Raw genomic sequence first — 20,753 nt, 5'->3', positions numbered from 1 at the left:
CTCAGCCGCCCCGATCCGCCCCTGCTTGCAGCAGGTCGGCCAGCAGCGGGTTGGGAAAGCGCCGTTGCAGGGTGACGGCGCAGAACACCTCGCGGATGCCCTCCAGCCGGGCGCATTCCACCAGCAGACCCGAGGCCAGTTCGTCGCGCACCACGATGGGCGGGATGACGGCAAGCCCAGCGTCCTCGCGCGCCAGAAGGCGGATCATCGCCATGTCGTCGACCTCGGCCGCGATGCGCGGCACGACGTCCAGCCGCCCCACCATCGCGTCGAAGGCGGCGCGCAGGGCGGATTCCGGCGTGGGCAGGATCAGCGGCTGCGTCGCCAGCAACTCGGTCAGGGTGCCACCCGCCCGCGCGGGCCGCCCGATCAGGCCGACGGGCTGTTCCGACAGGCGCTGCACCAGGTAGGGGCTGGCCGCGTCCCGCGCCGGGACGAGGTTGGTCAGCACCACGTCCAGCGCCAGCGCGTCGAGCCCGCGCAAGAGTTCGCCCTGCGTGCCGGACCGCAGCACGATCTCCACATCCCCGCGCCCGATCAGCGGCGCAAGAAACCCCAACTGAAAGTTCCGCGACAGCGTCGCCAGCGCCCCCACCCGCAGCGCCCGCCGCGCGCCCCCGCTTTCGCTGAGCGTGGCCGACAGATCCTCGGCGGTGCGAAAGATCACCTCGGCATGGTCCAGCGCGATGCGCCCCGCCTCGGTCAGGATCAGGCCCCGCCCCCGCCGCTCGAACAGGGCATGGCCCAGCGAGTCTTCCAGCGCCTTGATCTGCGTCGACAGCGCCGATTGCGACAGATTGAGCGCACGCGCCGCGCCGGTCAGCGTACCGTCGCGGGCAATGGCGCGGAAAAGGCGCAGGTGATGCAGGTTGAGCGCGGCCATTATTCTACTCAATAGAACGATTGCATAGAATATATGTATTTTTCGGAAATGTCGGCAAGGGCTATGTCACCGCTCAACCCGTCAGAACCGGAGAAACGCGATGCCGATCACCCTGCCCCTGAGCTTTCTCGCCCCGCTGGTCCTGCTGGCCGTGGCCGCTCTGGCCTTGGCGCGCCCGGGCCGCCGCCCGGGCGCCCTGCCTCGCCTGTCGGAAACCGCCGCGCTGGCGGCGCTGGCGATGGCCGGTCTGGGCCTGCTGCAAGTGATCGCCACGGGCCCGGTGACGCGCGGCGCCGGCGCGCTGGTTCTGGGCGCCGATGCCGTCAGCGCGACGCTGGCGCTGCTGGTGGCCTTCATCGGCTGGGTCGTCATGCGGTATGCGCGCAACTACCTGGACGGTGAGGCGCGCGAGGGCACGTTCCACGGACTCATGCTGGCCACGCTGGCCCCGGTCTTGCTGCTGGTGCAGGCGGGCAGCCTGCCGCTGATGATCCTGGCCTTCGCCACGATCGGCGTGCTGCTACGGCAACTCCTGCTGTTCTACCCCGACCGGCCCGAGGCACGGCGGGCCGCGACCAAGTTCTCGCTGGTCTGGCATGCGGGCGACGTTGCGCTGGCGCTGGCTGCGGTCCTGTTATGGGCGGCCTGGGGCGCGACCGACATCGCCACAGTGACTACGATGGCGCGTGAGGGCGCGCTGCCCGCCGCCGCCCATGGCGCGGTCGCAGCCCTGGTGCTGGCCGCCGCGCTGAAAACCGCCGCCTTCCCACTGCATGGCTGGCTGACCGAGGTGATGGAGGCGCCGACGCCCGTTTCGGCCCTGCTGCATGCGGGCATCGTGAACGCCGGCGGCGTGCTGCTGATCCGTATGGCCGACGCGGTGCAGGCCAGCCCCGGCGCGATGGCCGCGCTGGTGATGCTGGGCGGCCTGACGGCCCTGTTCGGCGCGGTCGTGATGCTGGCGCAAAGCGGGGTCAAGACGGCGCTGGCGTGGTCCACCGTGGCGCAGATGGGATTCATGCTGCTGCAATGCGGGCTTGGCCTGTGGGCGCTGGCGCTGCTGCATATCGTGGCGCATTCGCTGTACAAGGCGCACGCCTTCCTGTCCTCGGGTGGCGCGGTCAAGGCCGTGGCCTCTATCCGGCGACCTGGCCCGGTTGCGGTGCCCAACCTGAGCGCCGTGGCCCGTGCCTTTGCCCTTGCGCTGCTGCTGTATGGCGTGGTCGCCACCGGCTTCATCGCGCTGGTCGGTGCAAAGTCGCCGCAGGCGCTGGCACTGGGCGCGATGCTGATCTTCGGCGTGGCCTACCTGATCGCCCAAGGGCTGGCCGATGCCGCGCCCGCCGACCTGACGCGGCGCACCGCCAAGGCGTCCTTCGCCGCCGCCATCGCCTATTTCGTCTTCCAGCAGGTCGCCAACGCCGCCTGGGGGCCGATGCTGCCCGACGCGCCTGTCGCGGGGCCGCTGGAATGGGCGCTGATCGTTCTGGCGGTGCTGTCCTTCGGCACGGTCGCCGTGGCGCAGGCGCTCTTCCCCCTCTGGGCGCATCACCCGGCCACGACCGGCCTGCGGGTGCATGTCGCCAACGGGCTTTATCTGAATGCGCTGCTCGACCGCCTGATCGGCGGGTTCAAGACCACCAAGACCAATTGAAAAGCGGGAAGGGTCAAGACATGTTCCTCAAGCACAGCCAGATCGCCCCGGCCCGCATCTCGGGCCTTCTCGACGCCGCCGAGGCCGCCTGCCGCGCCATCCCGCCCGCCTTTCCGCTGGAGGCGACCGTCGCCGTGAACCCGGTGCTGGGCCATGTGGGCGACGACCTTGCCACCGCCTCGGCGCGGCTGGCGCGGGTCGCGGGCGTCGTCCTGACGCGCAAGCGGGCCGAGTATGCGGCCGCCATGGCTGCCGGCCGGATCACCGACGAGGACCTCGCCGACGCGCTGTTCTGCAGCACCTCGCCCATGAAGCCCATCGACCTCGGCACGCTCAAGGCCAAGGCCCAGGCAGACGCCCCCGCGCCGCAGGCCCTGCCCACGGTTGCGGACCTGGCCGCACAGGCCACCGGCACCGACTGGCCCGAGATCATCGCGCGCACCTTTGGCCTCTGGGCCGCAGGACAGTTCGACCGGGGCCAGGCGCTGTGGACGCCCGCGCCGGGGCAGAACGCCTACACCGCGTGGCAAGGCTGGGCCAGCCGCGACCTGACGCCGGAAATCGCCGGGCTGAAGGGCTTCTGCGCCCATGTCGCCGGTGCGCCGGACTTGGCGGAACGGGCGATCCTGCGCGCCTCCGAGCATCTGGGACTGCATGACGACGCCGCGCAGTCCGTCTATCACCGGCTGCTGATGGACCTCGGCGGCTGGGCGCAGCACGGGCGCTGGCTGCTGTGGCAGGCGGAACTGGACGGCGAAACCGACAACACGCTGGCCGCAATGCTGGCGATCCGGCTGGTCTGGGAGGAGGCGCTGCTGGCGCATGTTCCGGGTGTGGCCAAGGCCTGGGCCGAGGCGGTCGGACAGCACGCGGCGCCCGTCGCGCCCTCGCCCGACATGGTGATCGACGCGATCCTGCAGGACGCAGCCGACCGGGCCCACCAGCGTCGGCTGGCGGCGACGCTGGCCTCGGCGCAGCCCGTGGCCGGGGCCGACCGGCCCGCGCTGCAGGCCGCCTTCTGCATCGACGTGCGCTCCGAGGTGTTCCGCCGGGCGCTGGAAGCGCAGGATCCCGGCATCGCGACGATCGGCTTTGCCGGCTTCTTCGGCCTGGCGCTGGGTCATCGCAATCACGGCTCGGACGTGGTCGAGGCACATCTGCCGGTGCTGCTGAAACCCGCGCTGAATTCCTGCGCCGCCGCTCCGGAAAAGGCCGATTTCGAGGCGCGGATCGCCGCCCGGGCGACGCGGGCCTGGGGCCGGTTCCGGCAGGCGGCGGTGTCGTCCTTTGCCTTCGTCGAGGCTGCGGGGCCAATGTATGGCGCCAAGCTGGTGGCGGACTCGCTGGGTCTGAAGAAGAACAAGGCCACGTCCCCCGCGCCGAAACTGTCGGACGAGCTTTCCGTCGAGGCACGGGCGCAACTCGCCGCCGCGATCCTGACCGGCATGGGCATCACCAAGGGGCACGCGCCGCTGGTTCTGCTGCTGGGGCATGGCTCGGGCGTGGTGAACAACCCGCATGAAAGCGCCTATCACTGCGGCGCGTGCGGCGGGCACACGGGCGAGGTCTCGGCCCGGCTTCTGGCCGCGCTGCTGAACGATCCTGCGACGCGCGCCGCCCTGCCTGCGCATGGCATCGACGTGCCGGCCGACACGCTGTTCCTCGCCGGCCTGCACGACACGGCAAGCGACGAGATCGCGCTGTATCCCGATCACGCGGCACCCGAGCATGCCGAGGCCGTGAAGCAGGCGAAGGCCTGGATGTCCCGGGCAGGCCGGATCGCGCGGACCGAACGCGCGGCCCGCCTGCCCGGCGCGCAGGCCGCGACGCTGGCCGAGCGGGCCACAGGCTGGGCCGAGCCGCGCCCGGAATGGGGTCTTGCCGGTTGCGCCGCCTTCATCGCCGCCCCGCGCGGGCAGAGTGCCGGAGCCGACCTGGGCGGCCGTGCCTTCCTGCACAGCTACGACTGGACGACGGATCAGGGCTTCGCGACACTGGAAACGATCCTGACCGCGCCGGTTGTCGTCGCCAGCTGGATCAGCCTGCAATACTACGGCTCGACCGTCGCGCCGCAGGTCTTCGGCGGCGGCAACAAGCTGATCCACAACGTGACCGGCGGGATCGGCGTGGTCGAGGGCAATGGCGGGCGGCTGCGGACCGGTCTGCCGTGGCAGGCGGTGCATGATGGCGAGAAAGCCGCGCATGAGCCGCTGCGCCTGTCGGTGCTGGTCGAGGCGCCGGAAGAGGCGATCCTTGGGGTTCTGAAGAAACACCCGGATCTGGCCAAGCTCTTCGACAACGGCTGGCTGCATCTGTTTGCGCTCAAGGACGGCAAGATGACGGCGCGCTATCGGCCCGGTTCGGGGTTCGAGGCGGCGGGGTTCGCGCAGGCGGCGTGAGGCACAGGGAAAGGGCGCGGAGGGCCGCGCCCGATCCTGGGTGGGCGCTTTAAAACGCTTGTGATCAGCGGTTTATCCCGAAAGCCCGCAGGCCGGATGTGCGGTGACTGCCATCGCCAATGCGCCCTCCCGGGGGGAGGGGTTTGGAGCGAACCGCGCAGGCGGCAAACGCGCCAGTGGCGCGTTTGAGTGACAAACGGGCGAAGCCCCGGACAGGCGCGGCCCGGGCTGGTCGCCCGGGCCAAAGTCTGCACACAGGTCAGCGCTCGATCTCGGCCTTCCGCTGAGCCAGGAAGTCGCGCAGGTCCAGCACGCTCTTCTCGTCCATCGAGACGTAGATCAGCGACATGTTGGTCCGCTCGCGCACCATCGCGCCGGGGAACGGCAGGTAGCTGAGTTCGCGTGAGCCGAAGGACGGCGAGGCCGTGCCGACCTGCCATTCGGTCTGGAGCGATACGTCTACCAGTTTCAGCGCCTTGGCGCCGCCGCGCCCCGGGCGCTCGAACGGCACGCCCGCCAGTTTGAGATAACTGGTCTTGTCCGCCGCCTGCACGAAACCATCGATGAACTGCGTCGCAAGCACCTGCAGGTCCGCCGCGTCGTCGCCATTGTGCATGTGGGAATGCAGGTGGTCGGGATGCGCGTGGTTGTGTCCCGCGCCGTGCGGGTGGTCGTGATCGTGGTGGTGGTGGTGATGGTCGCCGTGGTGCGGGTGATCATGTGGCATTGGACCACCTCTTTCCCTCGAACTGGCCATGCGGGATGGTCACGGGCTTGTCGATATGCCGCTTGTGCGCGCCCATCTTGCCCGAGGCGACAAGGCTGCCCAGCACGTCGACGATGACCCGCGTTCCCATCAGCGCCGTGATGTCAGAGGTGTCGTAGGGCGGCGAGACCTCGACCAGTTCCATGCCGCAGATCCCCTCGGCCGCGACCTTGGACGCCAGCGCCAACGCCTCGCGCGGCAGGAAGCCGCCGGGTTCGGGCCAGCCGGTGCCGGGGACGAAACCGCAGTCGATGCTGTCGATGTCGAAGGACATGTAGACCATGTCGACCCCGTCCCAGGCCATCTCCAGCGCCATCTCGGCGGTCTTGTCGATGCCCATCTTCTCCATGTCGCCCATGGTGATGATGTTGGTCTCGCGGTCTCGCGCGACTTTCACCGCCTCGCGCGGCACCTGCCAACCGCCGATGCCGATCTGGACAAGGTTCTTGGCCGGGACGTTGGGCATGTTAGTGGCGTGGAACCAGGGCGTCGTGTGCATCCGCTCGTCCAGGTCTTTTTCCTGGATGTCGGCATGGCGGTCGAAATGCACGATGCCGATCTTCTTGCTGGTGCATTCCGCGATGCCGCGCACACAGGGGAAGCCGATGGAATGGTCGCCGCCGATCATGATCGGAAGCGAGCCGGAGGAAAACACGTGGCTCACCGCGCGGCTGATCTGGTCAAAGCTCTTTTCGATGTTCGCGGGAATCGTGAACACGTCGCCCGCGTCGCACATCGTCATCTGCTCGCGCAGGTCCACCGCCATCTCGTAGTTGTAGGGCGTGTAAAGCGCGCTGATCTTGCGCACGCCCTGCGGGCCAAAACGGGTGCCGGGGCGATAGGTGGTGCCGCCGTCAAAGGGGATGCCCAGCACGGTCGCGTCATAGTTGGCGACCTCCAGCACGTCCTCGGCATAGGGCGCCTTGAGAAAGGTGTTGATGCCGGCGTAATGCGGCAACTCGCCCCGCGCAAATGTGGGGATGGACTTGTCGTCGATGCTGTCGGCGCCGGTCAGGCCCATGCGCAGCGCCCAGCGGCGTTCCTCGTCCCAGCGGCCCTCGGGCAGGTCGGCCTCGGCCTTCATCGCCTTCCAGCCTCGCAGACGGGACAGGTCGGGATGGTGGGCGCGGGCCTCGGTCAGAGGCCTGTCGGCCGGGTGGTGAGAGCGTGATCGGTCACGCGGGGCGCAGAACATGGGTGTCCTCCTCGATGGTCTGGTAGGGAATGCCGCCGTTTCGGGCGTCGAAGTCGTAGGTGATGGTGGCGCCGTAGGCGTTCGGGTCGTGCGGATCCCAGCGCGGCTTGTCGAAGACCAGAACGCGGTCGCCCAGCTTGAAGCCCTCGGACAGGTCATGCGTGACCATGAAGACGGTCATGCCGGTGTCGCGCCGCAGGTCCTGCAGGAAATCATGCATCGACAGGCGCGTGCCGGGGTCGAGTGCGCCAAAGGGCTCGTCCAGCAGCAGGATGCGCGGCCGCGCGGCCAGCGCCTGCCCGATGGCCAACCGCTGCTGCATGCCGCCCGACAGCGTCGCCGGATAGGCGTCGGCCACGTGGTCGAGCCCGATGCGCGCCAGCGTCTCGTCGGCCCGCTTGCGCGCCTCTACCTTTTCCTTGCCGAAGAAGCGGCCCCAAGGGCGGCGCAGGCTTTCGCCGGCAACCACGTTTTCGCGCACGGTCATGTGCGGAAAGACCGAGTATTTCTGGAACACCACGCCGCGATCCAGCCCCGGTTCGCGCGCAGGCGGTTGTCCCGCCACGCGGATTTCCCCGCGAGAGGGCGTCTCCTGCGCCAGCAACAGCCGCAGGAAGGTGGACTTGCCGCAGCCCGAGGCGCCGACGATCGAGATGAACTCGCCCTCCTTCACCTCGACGCTGACACGTTCGAGGATCGGCCGCGTGCCGTAGCTCTGGAACACGTTGTCGACGGTGACGAAGCTCACAGCGCGGTCTCCGTCCAGCGGAAGGCGCGGCGCGACAGCGCCCGCAGGGCGAGGTCCATGATGACCGCCAGCAGGGTGATCCACGCGACATAGGTCAGGATCACGTCCATCGCGAGGTAGCGGCGGACAAGGAAGATGCGATAGCCCAGCCCCTGGTCGCTGGCGATGGCCTCGGCCGCGATCAGGAACAGCCAGGCGGGGCCAAGGCTTAGCCGCACCGCCTGCAACAGGCGCGGCATCAACTGCGGCAGCGCCACGCGTAGGGCGATGACAGAGGTCGAGGCGCCCAGCGTCTCGGCCTTGACGATCATCTCGCGTGGGATTTCCAGCACCCTCTGGCTGAGGTCGCGGATCAGGAACGGCAGGATGCCGATGACGATGAGGACGACCTTGGACAGCTCGCCAAGGCCGAAGACGATGAACAGGATTGGCAGCACCGCCAGCGGCGGGATCATCGACAGCACGCCGACGAACCCGGCCAGCGTCGCCCGAACATGCGGCAAGAGCCCGATGAGCAGGCCGAAGGCCGTCGCAAGGCCCGCCGAGATACCGACGCCCAGCGCCAGCCGTTGCAGGCTGGCCAGCGTGTCGTGCCACAGCAGGATGCGCCCGCTGCGGCGGTCGGGTTCGGTGAACAGCCGCAGGGCGGTATCCACGATGCTGGAGGGGGCGGGCAGCAGCTTGTCCGACGGGTTCACCGCCAGCCGCATGTCCGAACCGATCATGTAGGCCGCCAGCGCCAGTGCAAACGGCACCAGCGCCAGGAAGGCGGCCAAAGCCGCGCCCGGCCTGCGGTTGATCCAGCGCATCGCCCCCCCCTCTCGCGTGAGCTTACAGCGCGCCGTCGGCGGCCATCTGCATGTAGGTCGTGTCAAACCGGAAGGTGACGTTGTTCGCGTCGCCCGTGGTCGAACCGTCGGGATAGGAGATGCCGACGAAATCCGCGCTCGGCGCGCCTTCGCCCAGGATGCCCTTGTCGAACAGGAATTCCGCGACCGTCACCATGGTCGAGGGCAGTTCGGCGCCCTGGGTAAAGGCCACCGCCTCGGCCGGGTCGTAGAACATCTGCGTGCTGGCCAGCTGCGACTTGTAGCCGTCCAGATCGGTGCCCGAGGCCTCTGCCATCTCGGTCAGAACCGCCTCGTCGCCCGCCGCCATCAAGCCCATGACCTCGTACCAGGCGCCGACCAGCGCCTTGCCGAAATCGGGATTGGCGGCCAGCGTCTCGGTATTGACCACCATCAGGTCGATGATCTCGCCCGGAATGTCCGAGCTGTCGAACAGTTTGTTCGCGCCCGGTTCTTCCATGATGGCGGAGACCAGTGGGTTCCACGTCACCACCGCCTGCACGTCGTCGGTCGCATAGGCCGCGATCATGTCGGCGTCCGAGGTGTTGATGACGCCTGCGAGGTCGGCCTCGGAGAGCCCTGCGCTGTCCAGCGCCCGTGCCAGCAGGTAATGCGAGACCGACAGTTCCACGAGGTTCACCGGCTTGCCCGCCAGATCGGCGAGCCCGCCCTCGCCCTTCAGGATCACCGCGTCGTTGCCATTGGAGAAGTCGCCCACGATCAGCGCGGTCGTGTCGACGCCGCCGCCCGAGGGGATCGACAGCGTATCCATGTTGGTCGCCGTCACGCCGTCGAAAGCGCCCGCCGTGTACTGGTTGATCGACTCGACGTAATCGTTGATCTGCACGATCTCGACGTCGATGCCGTATTTCTCGGCCCACTTGTCCATGATCCCCGAGTCGTCAAGATAGCCCCAGGGCATCCAGCCCACATAGATCGACCAGGCGACACGGAATTCGGTCTTTTCCTGCGCCATCGCGGGCAGGCCCGCCAGAAGGCTCAACGCGGTCGTCGCGGCCAGAAGTGTCCTTGCAGTCATGGGTCGTCCCCTCTTGTCCGGTGTTCCGCCCGAATGCCAGGGACCAGACGGCCGGGGCGGAACATGGAGAGGCCGGCCGCGTCTGGTGCAGTCATCTCCCGGGATTTTGCCCCGCCGTGTATCGGCGCGGAGTTTGCCGCGCCGATGGTGCCTCTCGGACCGGACCCCATGCCATGCATGGGCGGAACCCTAGGTACCCTGCCTGTCATCAGGCTGCGCCGGGTGGCCGGCGGCGGCCAACAAAAGGGCGCCTTTGCGTCGCCTGGCGCAGGGCAATGGATCGTTTTTCGGGCACCCAGCCCATCAACGCTCAAAACATGGGCGCAACTGGTATGAAGCAAGGTGACAAAACCTGTCCCCCTTGGGCATGACCTGCGCCCGCCCCGCTTGACTTCACCTGCCCCGGCGCCTTTCCTGACGCCGATCCGCTTCACCCCGAAACGCGACAGGTTCCATGAGTTTCCGATTCATCCACGCTTCCGACCTGCACCTGGGCCGGAGATTCGCCAACATCCCCCAGCCCGAGGACAGCAATATCCGTGGCCGCCTGATGGAGGCGCGGCATGGCGCCATCGGCAAGCTGGCGCAGGCGGCGCGGGATGCCGGCGCGGCCCATGTCCTGCTGGCGGGCGACACGTTCGACACGGCCACGCCCTCGGCCCCGGTGATCCGGCAGGCGCTGGCGGCGATGGCCGAGGCCGCGGGCGTGACCTGGTGGTTGCTCCCCGGCAACCACGACAACCTGCGCGATGCCGAACCGTTGTGGCAGACGATCACGCAGGATGGCCCAGCCAATGTGCGCGCCATTCGCGATGCCGACCCCCAGCCGCTGGCAGAGGTTGCGACGCTGCTGCCCTGCCCCGTCGCCTGGCGCGCCACGGGCTCCGACCCGACAGAAGCACTCGTTACAATGCCCAGTCCCGAGGGCGCGCTGCGCATCGGTCTGGCTCATGGCGGCATTACCGATTTCACCGAAAGCGGCGAACTGATCGCACCCGACCGCGACCGGTCCGCACGGTTGGATTACCTGGCACTCGGCGATTGGCACGGGCGCATGGCGGTATCCGACCGGGTGCATTATTCTGGCAGCCCGGAACAGGACCGGTTCCGCCACGGACGGCGCGGCGTCTGCCTGTCGGTGGCGATCGACGGGCCCGGCGCGCCCCCGCGCGTCACCGAGGTGGAGACCGGCCAGTTCCTCTGGGCCGAGGCGGATGTTCCGCTGCATCCCGGGCAGGATGCGGGCGCGGCATTGTCCGCCGTCCTGCCCGCCACGGGGCGGCGCGACGTGCTGCTACGCATCGCGGCCACCGGCTGGGCCACCCTTTCGGACCGCCTGGACCTGCTGCGCGCGGCTGGGCGGGCCGGCGCGGAATTCGCCCATTTCGACCTGGTCACGGACGCGCTGCGCCTGCAATCGGACGAGGCCGACCTCGAGCAGATCGACCGAGCGGGCGCGCTGCGCATGGCCGCGGAGGCACTGCGCGACGAGGCCGCCTCGGAAACCCTGGGCGCGACGGACCGCCGCATCGCGCAGGACGCGCTGGCCCGCCTGCACGCCTATGTCAGCGAGGGCACCGCATGAAACTGCGCGCCATCACCCTGACCAATGTCCGCCGCTTTACCGATCCGGTGCGGATCGACGGCATCGCCGACGGGCTGAACGTGCTGTCCGAACCAAACGAAACCGGCAAATCCACCCTGTTCGATGCGCTGCACGCGGTGTTCTTCAAGCCGCATGGATCGAGCGACAAGGAGATCAAGGCGCTGCGCCCCCATGCCGGCGGCGCGCCCGAGATCGCGGTCGAGATCGAGACCGGCGAGGGCCGGTTCACCCTGTCGAAGCGCTGGCTGTCGAGGCCAACGGCCACGGTGCATCGCGGCGACCGGCTGATCGCCCAGTCGGACGAGGCCGAGGCGTGGATCGCCGGAATTCTGGGTGGCGCGCCGGGCGGGCCGTCGGGGCTGATCTGGGTGCGGCAGGGGCTGACCACGCTGGCCGAGGGTTCCGGCAAGGAGGAAAGGCAGGCGCTCGAGGCGCGGCGCGACCTCATGTCCTCGGTCGGGGACGAGGTCGAGGCGATGACCGGCGGGCGGCGCATGGATGCCGCCCTCGCACGCGTCCGCGAGGATCTGGCGCGCTATGCAACGACCGGTCGAGGCAGCCCCCGGACCGGCGGGCCGTGGAAGGCCGCGCTGGACGAGGTCGCAAGACTCGAGGCAGACCATGCCGCACTGTCCGAGACCGCGCGCGACCTGCACACCGCGCTGGATGAACGCAAGCGCGCCCGCGCCGAGTTGCGCGCGCTCGAGGCGCCGGATGCGGTCGCGGCGCGCAGCAAGCGGCTCGACACCGCGCGCGCCGCCCATCAAGCCGCGCTGCGCCATGCCGAGACGGTCGAAGCCGCCGCGCAAAAGGTCGGCATGTCCCGGCTGGCCGTAACCGCCGCGAACCGCCGGCTGGACGATTTCCGCGCCGCGCGGGACGAGGCGCAGGCAGCCGGGGCCGAGGCCACCCGCGCGGCCCAGGCCCTGGCCGAGCGTCGCGCCAAACTGGAGCAGGCGCAGGCCACCCGTGACATGGCCGAGGCCGCGCTACAACAGGCGCAACAGACGCTGACCGCCGCTCAGGAAACCCGCCGCCGCGCCGAGCGCGCGCAGGCTGCCCGCGACGGGGCTGAGCGCCGCCGCGAACTGGCCGAACGCATCGCGCAGGCCGACGCCGCGCGCGACGCGATGGAACAGGCCGGAGCCGAGGCGCGCATCGGCCCCGATGCCAAGGCGCTACATCGGCTCGAGGCGCTGGCGGGCGCGCTGGCCTCTGCCCGCGCGGCGCGTGACGCGGCGGCGACGCAGATCGTGGCGACCTATGATGCGGGCGCCGAGGGGCGCATCCTGCTGGAGGGCGCCGCCCTGCCCGGCGGGCGGGCCTTGCCCCTGCCCCGCGCAACACGGCTGACCATCGCGGGCGTCGGCACGCTGGAAATCCGCCCCGGCGGCAGTGATGCCGGCGACAGTGTCGAGAGCGCCGAGAGCGCACTGCGCGAAGCGCTGGACCGGATCGCCGCGCCCTCGCTCGAGGCCGCGCGCGCCGCCGCCGCGACCCGCGACGCCGCCACGCGCCGTCACGCCGAGGCGCAGGCGCGGCTGACCGCGCTGGCCCCCGACGGCATCGACGCGCTGCGAGAGGCGCTGGCGCGCATCCCCGATGCCGAGGAGGACAGCGACCTGCCCGACCCGACCGCCGCGGAGGCGGCCGAACGGCAGGCCCGCTCTGACCACGACACCGCGCGCCTGGCGCATGACCTGGCCGCCGAGCGCCTGTCAGGCGCGCGCAGCGCCGCCGCCGGGACCGAGGCCGCCCACGGCGCCGCCCAAGCCCGTGCCGCCCGCGCGGCCGAGGCCGTGGCGCGGCTGGGCGATGTCTCGGACGAGGCGCTGGTGCAGGAGATGCGGAGCGCGGCCGAGGCCCTCGCCGCAGCCGAGGCGGTCCATGCCGACCGCCTGCGCGCTGCACCCGATCTCGGCACCACCGCCGCCGAGCTGAGCCGTGCCGACTCGATCGCCGAGACCGCGCAGGCGGAAATCGCCCGGCTCAAGCCGCAGATCGCGCGGCTGGAGGAACGCATCGCGCGCAGTTCCGGCGAGGCGGTCGAGGAACGGCTGGCCGAAACCGCGCAGGCGCTGGAGGCTGCCCGCGCCGACCTGGCCCGGATCGAACACGAGGTGGCCGTTCTGACAAGGCTCGACGCGGCGCTGGACGCGGCGCGCGGCGCGGCGCGCGAGCGCTATTTCGCGCCGGTCGCGCAGGAACTGCGTCCGCTGTTGCAACTGCTCTGGCCCGAGGCCGACCTCGCCTGGGAACAGGACACGCTGCTGCCCCGAGCGCTGATCCGCGCCGGCCAGGAGGAAACCGTCGACATCCTGTCGGGCGGCACGCAGGAGCAGTTGGCGCTGCTGGTGCGGCTGGCTTTTGCGCGGATGCTGTCAAAGGCCGGGCGGCCCGCGCCGGTGATCCTGGACGATGCGCTGGTCTTTACCGACGATGACCGGATCGAACGGATGTTCACCGCGCTGCACCGGCAGGCGGGCGATTTGCAAATTCTCGTGCTGACCTGCCGCCAGCGCGCCTTTCGCGAGCTGGGCGGGCGGTTACTGCACCTCGAACGCGCGGGGTAAGGGTCAGACGCCGACGAAGCGTTCGGTGATCTCGGGCGTGAGGTCGGACATGGCTCCCTGCCAGACGGTCTGTCCGCGCTCAACGATCACGGCCCGGTCCGACACCTGCGCCAGTTCCCGGATCGACTTGTCGATCAGCAGGATCGCCATGCCGGTTTCCTGCCGCAGCCTTGCGATGGCAGCCCAGATTTCCTGCCGGATGATCGGCGCCAGCCCCTCGGTCGCCTCGTCGAGGATCAGCAGGCGCGGATTGGTCATCAGCGCGCGCCCGATGGCGAGCATCTGTTGTTCGCCGCCCGACAGCGACGCCGCCCGCTGGCCCGCCCGCTCACCGAGGCGCGGAAACAGCGCGGTGACGCTTTGCAACGTCCAGTCTCCCGGCCGCGCGGTGGCGAGAAGATTTTCGCGCACCGTCAGGTCACGGAAACAGCGTCGCCCTTCGGGCACCAACCCCACGCCGAGCCTTGCCACGCGAAAGCTGGGCAGGCGGTGCAGGTCCTTGCCCTCCAGCGTCAGCGTGCCCTGCGACGGGATAATCCGGCAGATCGCCTTGACGGTTGTCGTCTTGCCCATGCCGTTGCGCCCCATCAGCGCCACGGCCTGCCCCTCGGCCACGGTCAGGTCGACGCCGAACAGCGCCTGCGAGGCGCCGTAGCGCGCGGTCAGGTCCCGGACCTCCAGCATCACGCCTCCTCCCCGAGGTAGGCAGCGCGTACGGCAGGATCGGCGCGGATTTCGTCCACGGTTCCGGTGGCGATCACCTGGCCATAGACCAGCACGCTGATCCGGTCGGCCAGGGCAAAGACCGCGTCCATGTCGTGTTCCACCAGCAGGATCGGCGCCTCCTGCCGCAGCCCGTCGAGAAAGCCCGTCATCACGCGAGAGCCCTCGGCCCCAAGCCCCGCCATCGGCTCGTCCATGACGAAGGCGCGCGGGGCCAGCGTCAGCGCCACGGCGACCTCCAGTTGCCGGCGCTGGCCGTGGCTGAGATCGGCGGTGCGGGTTCCGGCGTGATCGGCCAGCCCGACGCGGTCGAGCGCGGCCATTGCCCGGTCGCGCAGGGCCGCGTCGCGCGAGACCCGCCCCCACAGCCGCCACGGGTTCCCCGCCGCGCCCAGCGCGCCCAGCAGGGCGTTGTCCAGCACGGTATCCTCCATCGCCAGCGCCGAAATCTGGAAGGTGCGGGCCAACCCCGCCTGCGCCCGCGCCTGCGTGCTCAGCCCGGTCACGTCGCGCCCCAGCAACTCGACCGTTCCGGCGTCGGGCGCAAGAGCGCCGCAGATCTGCGCGATCAGCGTCGACTTGCCCGCGCCGTTCGGGCCGATGATGGCGTGGATCTCTCCGGCGCGCAGGTCGATGGAGACATCGTCCGTCGCCGTCAGCGCGCCGAAACTCTTGCACAGGGCGTGGGTGGCGAGGATCGGCTCAGACATGCGGCCCCGCCTTTCCGGTCAGCAATCCCACCACGCCGCCCCGCGCGAACAGCACGATCCCCAGCAGCACGACGCCCAGCCAGACGTGCCAGAAATCCGTCAACCCGCCGAGCCAGTGTTCCAGCGCGACGAAGAGGCAGGCACCGACCACCGGCCCCATCAGCCGCCCGACGCCGCCGATCACGATCAGGATGATCAGCTCGCCCGACAGCTGCCAGCTGAACATGGACGGGCTGACGAAGCGGTTCAGATCGGCGAACAGCGCGCCGGCCAGTCCGGTGATCGCGCCCGAGATGACAAACGCCATCAGTTTCAGCCGCATCGGGTTCAGACCCACTGTCTCGACCCTCTGCGGCACCTGCCGCGCGGCGTTCAGCGCAAGCCCGAAGGGCGAGGCGCGCAGCATGGCGTTCAGCGCCAGCGCCAGGCAGAGAACCACGAAACAGACCGCGAAGAACTGGATCGGCACGAGCGTGTTCAGGCCGGGAAAGCCGTTGCGGACATAGATCGACAGCCCGTCCTCGCCGCCATAGGCGCTCCAGGAAATCGCGAAATAATAGAACATCTGCCCGAAGGCGAGCGTGATCATGATGAAGTAGACACCCGAGGTGCGCAGCGACAGCGCCCCGATCAGCAGCGCGGCCATGGCAGAAACGATGACGGCGACCAGCCAGATCACCGGCATGGATTTCGTGCCTGCGAAGGTCAGCGGGCCGATCTCCAGCGGGCTGTAATTCTGCGCATGGAAGGCGAGGATGCCCATCGCGTAGCCGCCAAGGCCGAAGAAGACGGCATGGCCGAGGCTCACCAGCCCGCCGATGCCCAGCGCGATGTTGAGGCCCACGGCGGCCAGCGCGAGGATGGTCGCGCGGGTGGCCAGCGTGATGGTAAAGGGCTCGTCGGCCATCAGCGCGTATAGAGGCACGGCCAGCAGCGCCAACGGCACGGCAAGGTTGATCCAGCGTTCCCCAATCATGCCCGCGCCCCGAACAGGCCCGAGGGCCGCCAGACGAGGACAAGACTCATGAGTATGTAGATCGCCATCGAGGCCAGCGCCGAGCCGGTCTGCGTCGCCGCGCCCGGCTCCATGAACAGCTTGAACAGTTCGGGCAGAAAGATGCCGCCCAGCGTGTCGGTCAGCCCGACCAGCAGCGCGCCGATGAAAGCGCCCTTGATCGAGCCGATGCCGCCGATCACGATGACGACGAAAGCGAGGATCAGCACGGGCTCGCCCATGCCCACCTGCACCGACTGGATCGCGCCCACCAGCGCGCCCGCCAGCCCGGCCAGCCCCGCGCCCAGCGCGAAGACCAGCGTGTAGAGCCGCGAGATGTCGACGCCCAGCGCCGCGACCATCTCGCGGTCGTTCTCACCGGCGCGGATCTGGATGCCCAGCCGCGTGCGCGCGGTCAGCCACCACAGGCCCGCCGCCACCGCCAGCCCCACACCGATCAGCGCAAGGCGGTAGAGCGGATAGGCGATGCCTCCGGGCAAGGTCACGGGCCCGGACAGCCAGTCGGGGATATCGAGATACAAAGGGAAAGAGCCGAAGACCCAGCGCGTGCCTTCCGAGAAGATCAGGATCAGCGCGAAGGTGGCCAGCACCTGGTCCAGATGCGGCGCGGCGTAGAGCCTGCGGATGACGACCATCTCGACGATCGCGCCGGCCAGCGCCGCCGCCGCCAGCGCCGCCACCAGCGCCAGCAGGAAGGACCCCGTAGCCCCCGCCACCGCCGCCGCCGCAAAGGCCCCCACCATGTAGAGCGAGCCATGCGCGAGGTTGATCAGCCCCATCACGCCGAAGATCAGCGTGAGGCCGGCCGCCATCAGGAACAGCATCACGCCGAATTGCAGGCCGTTCAGCACCTGCTCGGCAATCAGGACAAGGGACATGGGATCAGGCTTGAAACCGGCAGGGCGCGCCCCGGATCAGCTCCGGAGCGCGCGATTGCCTGTCTTACATCTTGCACTCGGCCGCGTAGGCGTCGGCGTGATCCTCGAGCGCCACGCCGATGATCTTGTTGGTGAACACGTCACCCTCCTTGATCACCTCGCGGGCATAGATCGTCTGGATCGGGTGGTGGTTCGGGCCGAACCGGAACGCCCCCCGCGTGCTGGAGAAATCGGCGGCCTCCAGCGCGGCGCGGAAGGCGTCGGCATCCGACGGCGCGGCCTTGTCCAGCGCCGAGATCAGCAGGTTCGCGGTGTCGAAGCCCTGGCTGGCGTAGAGCGAGGGCAGACGGCCGTATTCCGCCTGGAAGGTCTCGACGAAGGCCTTGTTGGTCGGATTGTCGATGTCCTTGGACCATTGCGAGGTGTTCACCACGCCCAGCGCGGCATCGCCCACGGCCTGGAGGATCCCCTGGTCAAAGCTGAAGGCGGGGCCCACGACCGGCAGGCCGACACCGGAATCGGCATATTGCTTGAGGAAGGAAATCCCCATGCCGCCCGGCAGGAAGAAGAACACGCTGTCGGCGCCGGATGCCCGGATCTGCGCGATCTCGGCGGCATAGTCGGTCTGGCCCAGCTGGGTGTAGATCTCGCCCGCGAGATCGCCCTTGAAGAAGCGCTTGAACCCGGTCAGCGCGTCCTGCCCGGCGGGATAGTTGGGCGCGAGGATGAAGGTGTTCTTGTGCCCGGCGGTGTTGGCATAGGCGCCCGCCGCCTCGTGCAGGTTGTCGTTCTGCCAGGCCACGTTGAAGTAGTTGGGATGGCAGCCCGCGCCGGCCAGCGCCGAGGGGCCCGCGTTGGGCGACAGGTAGAACTTGCCCTGCGCCACCGCCGCCGGGACCACCGCCATGGCGAGGTTCGACCAGATGATGCCGGTCAGCACGTCGACCTTTTCCGACTGGATCATCTTGTCGGCCAGCTGCACTGCGATGTCGGGCTTTTGCTGGTCGTCCTCGATCACCACGTCGATGTCGTCGCGGCCCGACTGCTTGACCGCCAGCATGAAGCCGTCGCGCACGTCGATGCCCAGACCCGCACCGCCGCCCGAAAGCGTGGTGATCATGCCGACCTTGACCTCGGCCATCGCGGCACCCGCGGCCAGTATCAGCGCGGCGGTCGCAAGCAATGTCTTTTTCATCTGTTTCTCCCTGTCGTTCTTTTTCTTCCGCGCCGCGCCGCAGCATCGCGCCCGCCGGTCCGCGTCGGGGCGGAGTTTTCGCCACTTCGGCGCCAAACACAACGCCGGACCTGAGTTTTTTCCCGGGAATGCGACGGGGCAAGACCCGCATTCCGGGTATTGTCGAGTCTGCGACTCGTCATCTAAGGTTCACGAACCGGCATCATAAGGCCGGTCGTGCCGGAGGCGCTGCCCGAGGCAACGGAAAACAGGGAAGGATACACCGTGAAACATTCCGCATCGATTCTTGCGGCCGCTGCCGTTATGGGCACCGCCGCCGCCGCACAGGCGCAGACCCAGGTCGATTTCTGGCACGCCTTCACCGGCCGCCTCGGCGACCTGGTGGCCGAACAGGTCACCACCTTCAACGCCAGCCAGTCCGATTACACCGTCGTCGCCACCCACAAGGGCAACTATTCGGAAACGCTGAACGCCGGCATCGCCGCCTTCCGCGCCGGCGAACAGCCCGACATCCTGATGGTGTTCGAGGTCGGCACCGCCACGATGATGGCCGCCAAGGGCGCCGTCGTGCCGGTCTACGAGGTGATGGGCGACGGGTTCGACCAGTCGAAATACATCGGCTCGGTCACGGGCTACTACACCGCGCCGGACGGCAACATGCTGTCGCTGCCGTTCAACTCGTCCACCCCCGTCCTGTGGGTGAACCGCGACAAGCTGGCCGAGGCCGGGATCGACCCCGACACCGACCTGACGACCTGGGAAAAGGTCGGCGGCGTGCTGGACCAATTGAAGGAAGCCGGCGTGTCCTGCCCGCTGACCACCGCATGGCAAAGCTGGATCCACCTGGAAAACCTGTCCGCGTACCACAACGTGCCCTTCGCCACGAAGGAGAACGGATTTGGCGGGCTGGATACGGAACTCGCCTTCAACGGCCCGGCGCAGGTGGCGCATATCGGCGCGATGGGCCAGTGGGCCAAGGACGGCAAATTCATCTATGCCGGCCGCCGCAACGAGGGCGGGGCGAATTTCCGCGCGGGTGAATGCGCACTGTTCACCGAATCCTCGGCCGGTTACGCCGGCATCAAGGCCGAGGCGCAGTTCGCCTTCGACGTGCGGCCCCTGCCCTACTGGGAGGCCGTCGCGGCCGAGCCGCAGAACACCATCATCGGCGGCGCCTCGCTGTGGGTGATGGCGGGCCAGACCGACGAGGAATACAAGGGCGTCGCCGCCTTCATGGATTTCCTGTCGTCCCCCGAAATCCAGGCCAAGTGGCACCAGGACACCGGCTATCTGCCGATCACCGCCGAAGCCGGCGAGTTGACCCGCAGCCAGGGGTTCTACGACGCGAATCCGGGCACCGACATCGCGGTGATCCAGATGACCGCCAAGGAGCCGACAGAGAACTCCAAGGGTCTGCGCCTGGGCTCGTTCGACCAGATCCGCACGATCATCGACGAGGAACTCGAGGCCGTGTGGTCAGGCGACAAGGACGCGCAGGCGGCGCTGGACAGCGCCGTGGAACGCGGCAACCAGTTGCTGCGCCGCTTCGAGCAAGCCAACCGCTGAGCCGGGGAATCCCGTCCCGGGCTTCGCTCCGGGACGGGTCTTCCGCCTGATCCCACATGGAAAAGCGCGTCACCTTCAAGGGCATCTGGCTGCCCCTGCTGCTGGTCCTGCCGCAGATCGTCATCACGGCGGTGTTCTTCTTCTATCCGGCGGGACAGGCGATCTGGCAGTCGCTGTTCATCCCCGACCCGTTCGGCCTGTCCATGCAATGGGTGGGGCTGGGGAATTTCGAATACCTGCTGGGCGACCGCTATTACCGCGCGAGCTTTGTCACCACGGCGATCTTCTCGATCCTCGTCACGGTCGTGTCGATGGGCGTGGCGCTGTATCTGGCGGTGCTGGCCGACCGGCTGATCAAGGGCTCGGGCACCTATCGCACGCTGCTGATCTGGCCCTATGCCGTCGCTCCGGCGGTGGCGGGCGTGCTGTGGCTGTTCATGTTCAACACCCGCGTGGGCGTCGTCACGTGGTATCTCGGGCAACTCGGCTATGACTGGAACCACGTCCTGAACGAGGGCGAGGCGATGGGCCTTGTCGTCGTGGCCAGCGCATGGGGACGCATCAGCTACAACTTCCTGTTCTTCCTCGCCGGGCTTCAGGCGATCCCGCGCAGCGTGATCGAGGCGGCGGCGATCGACGGCGCGCATTTCTGGACGCGCTTCCGCACCATCGTCTGGCCGCTGCTGTCGCCCACCACCTTCTTCCTGCTGGTGGTCAACATCATCTACGCCTTTTTCGAGACCTTCGGCGTGATCCACACGATCACCTCGGGCGGGCCGCAGCAGGCGACCACGATCCTTGTCTACAAGGTCTATGCCGATGGCTTCGTGGGCCAGGACCTGGGATCGTCTGCGGCGCAGTCGGTGATCCTGCTGTTCGTCGTGTCGATCCTGACGGTGATCCAGTTCAAGTACATCGAACGCAGGGTGCACTACTGATGGCGGACCGGGGCGGC

General features: G+C 68.8%; 17 protein-coding genes and 1 riboswitch. Of the genes, 6 read left to right on the top strand and 11 right to left on the bottom strand.

What is annotated here, in order from left to right; translation table 11 throughout:
• Position 1 precedes the first annotated feature (1 nt).
• On the bottom strand, positions 2-883 hold the full coding sequence (locus KB874_RS07825; protein WP_212536014.1) for a LysR family transcriptional regulator: 882 nt from the start codon (positions 881-883) through the stop codon (positions 2-4).
• 100 nt (positions 884-983) lie between these two features.
• On the opposite strand from KB874_RS07825, the gene KB874_RS07820 reads away from it, so the two are divergent.
• Together KB874_RS07820 and KB874_RS07815 are read left to right on the top strand one after the other, a co-directional pair.
• Positions 984-2,537, top strand: coding sequence for a proton-conducting transporter transmembrane domain-containing protein (locus KB874_RS07820; RefSeq protein ID WP_212536013.1), 1,554 nt, complete (start codon positions 984-986; stop codon positions 2,535-2,537).
• A gap of 20 nt (positions 2,538-2,557) precedes the next feature.
• The gene (locus tag KB874_RS07815) at positions 2,558-4,936 is read left to right on the top strand and encodes a YbcC family protein (protein ID WP_249200329.1); all 2,379 of its coding nucleotides are present in this window, start codon (positions 2,558-2,560) and stop codon (positions 4,934-4,936) included.
• Positions 4,937-5,195: 259 nt separating this feature from the next.
• On the opposite strand, the gene KB874_RS07810 is transcribed toward KB874_RS07815, so the two are convergent.
• From KB874_RS07810 to KB874_RS07790, 5 genes are read right to left on the bottom strand one after another with little or no spacing between them, the layout of a single operon-like run.
• Positions 5,196-5,663 carry a hypothetical protein gene (locus KB874_RS07810; protein WP_212536012.1) on the bottom strand — a complete coding sequence of 156 codons (468 nt, stop codon included), beginning with the start codon at positions 5,661-5,663 and terminating at the stop codon, positions 5,196-5,198.
• Entirely contained in the window at positions 5,653-6,897 is a 1,245-nt protein-coding gene (locus KB874_RS07805) for an agmatinase family protein (protein ID WP_212536011.1), read from the bottom strand. Before KB874_RS07805 ends, KB874_RS07810 begins: the two co-directional genes overlap by 11 nt.
• The gene (locus KB874_RS07800) at positions 6,878-7,645 is read right to left on the bottom strand and encodes an ABC transporter ATP-binding protein (protein WP_212536010.1); all 768 of its coding nucleotides are present in this window, start codon (positions 7,643-7,645) and stop codon (positions 6,878-6,880) included. The genes KB874_RS07805 and KB874_RS07800 overlap by 20 nt, the downstream gene beginning before the upstream one ends.
• Positions 7,642-8,454, bottom strand: coding sequence for an ABC transporter permease (locus tag KB874_RS07795; RefSeq protein WP_212536009.1), 813 nt, complete (start codon positions 8,452-8,454; stop codon positions 7,642-7,644). Before KB874_RS07795 ends, KB874_RS07800 begins: the two co-directional genes overlap by 4 nt.
• Before the next feature lie 22 nt (positions 8,455-8,476).
• Positions 8,477-9,532: a putative urea ABC transporter substrate-binding protein gene (locus KB874_RS07790; protein WP_212536008.1), complete on the bottom strand. Its 1,056-nt coding sequence runs from the start codon at positions 9,530-9,532 to the stop codon at positions 8,477-8,479.
• Between the two features lie 93 nt (positions 9,533-9,625).
• Positions 9,626-9,736: riboswitch (guanidine-I (ykkC/yxkD leader) on the bottom strand.
• Positions 9,737-9,986: 250 nt separating this feature from the next.
• Between KB874_RS07790 and KB874_RS07785 the strand changes: the two genes are divergently transcribed.
• Positions 9,987-11,117 (top strand): metallophosphoesterase family protein, encoded by a 1,131-nt coding sequence (locus KB874_RS07785; RefSeq protein WP_212536007.1) that lies wholly within the window; start codon positions 9,987-9,989, stop codon positions 11,115-11,117.
• Positions 11,114-13,711: an AAA family ATPase gene (locus KB874_RS07780; RefSeq protein ID WP_212536006.1), complete on the top strand. Its 2,598-nt coding sequence runs from the start codon at positions 11,114-11,116 to the stop codon at positions 13,709-13,711. The genes KB874_RS07785 and KB874_RS07780 overlap by 4 nt, the downstream gene beginning before the upstream one ends.
• A gap of 3 nt (positions 13,712-13,714) precedes the next feature.
• Here KB874_RS07780 and KB874_RS07775 read toward each other — a convergent pair whose 3' ends face one another.
• From KB874_RS07775 to KB874_RS07755, 5 genes are all read right to left on the bottom strand, one after another.
• Entirely contained in the window at positions 13,715-14,395 is a 681-nt protein-coding gene (locus tag KB874_RS07775) for an ABC transporter ATP-binding protein (RefSeq protein WP_212536005.1), read from the bottom strand.
• Positions 14,395-15,144, bottom strand: a complete 750-nt coding sequence (locus KB874_RS07770; RefSeq protein WP_212536004.1) for an ABC transporter ATP-binding protein — start codon at positions 15,142-15,144, stop codon at positions 14,395-14,397. Before KB874_RS07770 ends, KB874_RS07775 begins: the two co-directional genes overlap by 1 nt.
• Entirely contained in the window at positions 15,137-16,120 is a 984-nt protein-coding gene (locus KB874_RS07765; protein ID WP_212536003.1) for a branched-chain amino acid ABC transporter permease, read from the bottom strand. The genes KB874_RS07770 and KB874_RS07765 overlap by 8 nt, the downstream gene beginning before the upstream one ends.
• Complete coding sequence (locus KB874_RS07760) at positions 16,117-17,037, bottom strand: branched-chain amino acid ABC transporter permease (RefSeq protein ID WP_212536002.1); 921 nt, start codon at positions 17,035-17,037, stop codon at positions 16,117-16,119. The genes KB874_RS07765 and KB874_RS07760 overlap by 4 nt, the downstream gene beginning before the upstream one ends.
• A gap of 64 nt (positions 17,038-17,101) precedes the next feature.
• A complete protein-coding gene (locus tag KB874_RS07755) occupies positions 17,102-18,232 on the bottom strand; it encodes an ABC transporter substrate-binding protein (protein WP_212536001.1) in 1,131 nt (376 codons plus the stop codon).
• A 264-nt stretch (positions 18,233-18,496) separates the two neighbouring features.
• On the opposite strand from KB874_RS07755, the gene ugpB reads away from it, so the two are divergent.
• A complete protein-coding gene (gene ugpB / locus KB874_RS07750; RefSeq protein WP_212536000.1) occupies positions 18,497-19,798 on the top strand; it encodes a sn-glycerol-3-phosphate ABC transporter substrate-binding protein UgpB in 1,302 nt (433 codons plus the stop codon).
• A 56-nt stretch (positions 19,799-19,854) separates the two neighbouring features.
• Positions 19,855-20,736, top strand: a complete 882-nt coding sequence (gene ugpA, locus KB874_RS07745) for a sn-glycerol-3-phosphate ABC transporter permease UgpA (RefSeq protein ID WP_212535999.1) — start codon at positions 19,855-19,857, stop codon at positions 20,734-20,736.
• The last annotated feature ends 17 nt before the right edge of the window (positions 20,737-20,753 follow it).

Source organism: Thetidibacter halocola (assembly GCF_018224955.1).
In the GTDB taxonomy this organism is placed as follows: domain Bacteria; phylum Pseudomonadota; class Alphaproteobacteria; order Rhodobacterales; family Rhodobacteraceae; genus Thetidibacter; species Thetidibacter halocola.
The sequence above is the reverse complement of the archived record's forward strand: the minus strand, read 5'-3'. Positions and strand labels throughout refer to the sequence as shown.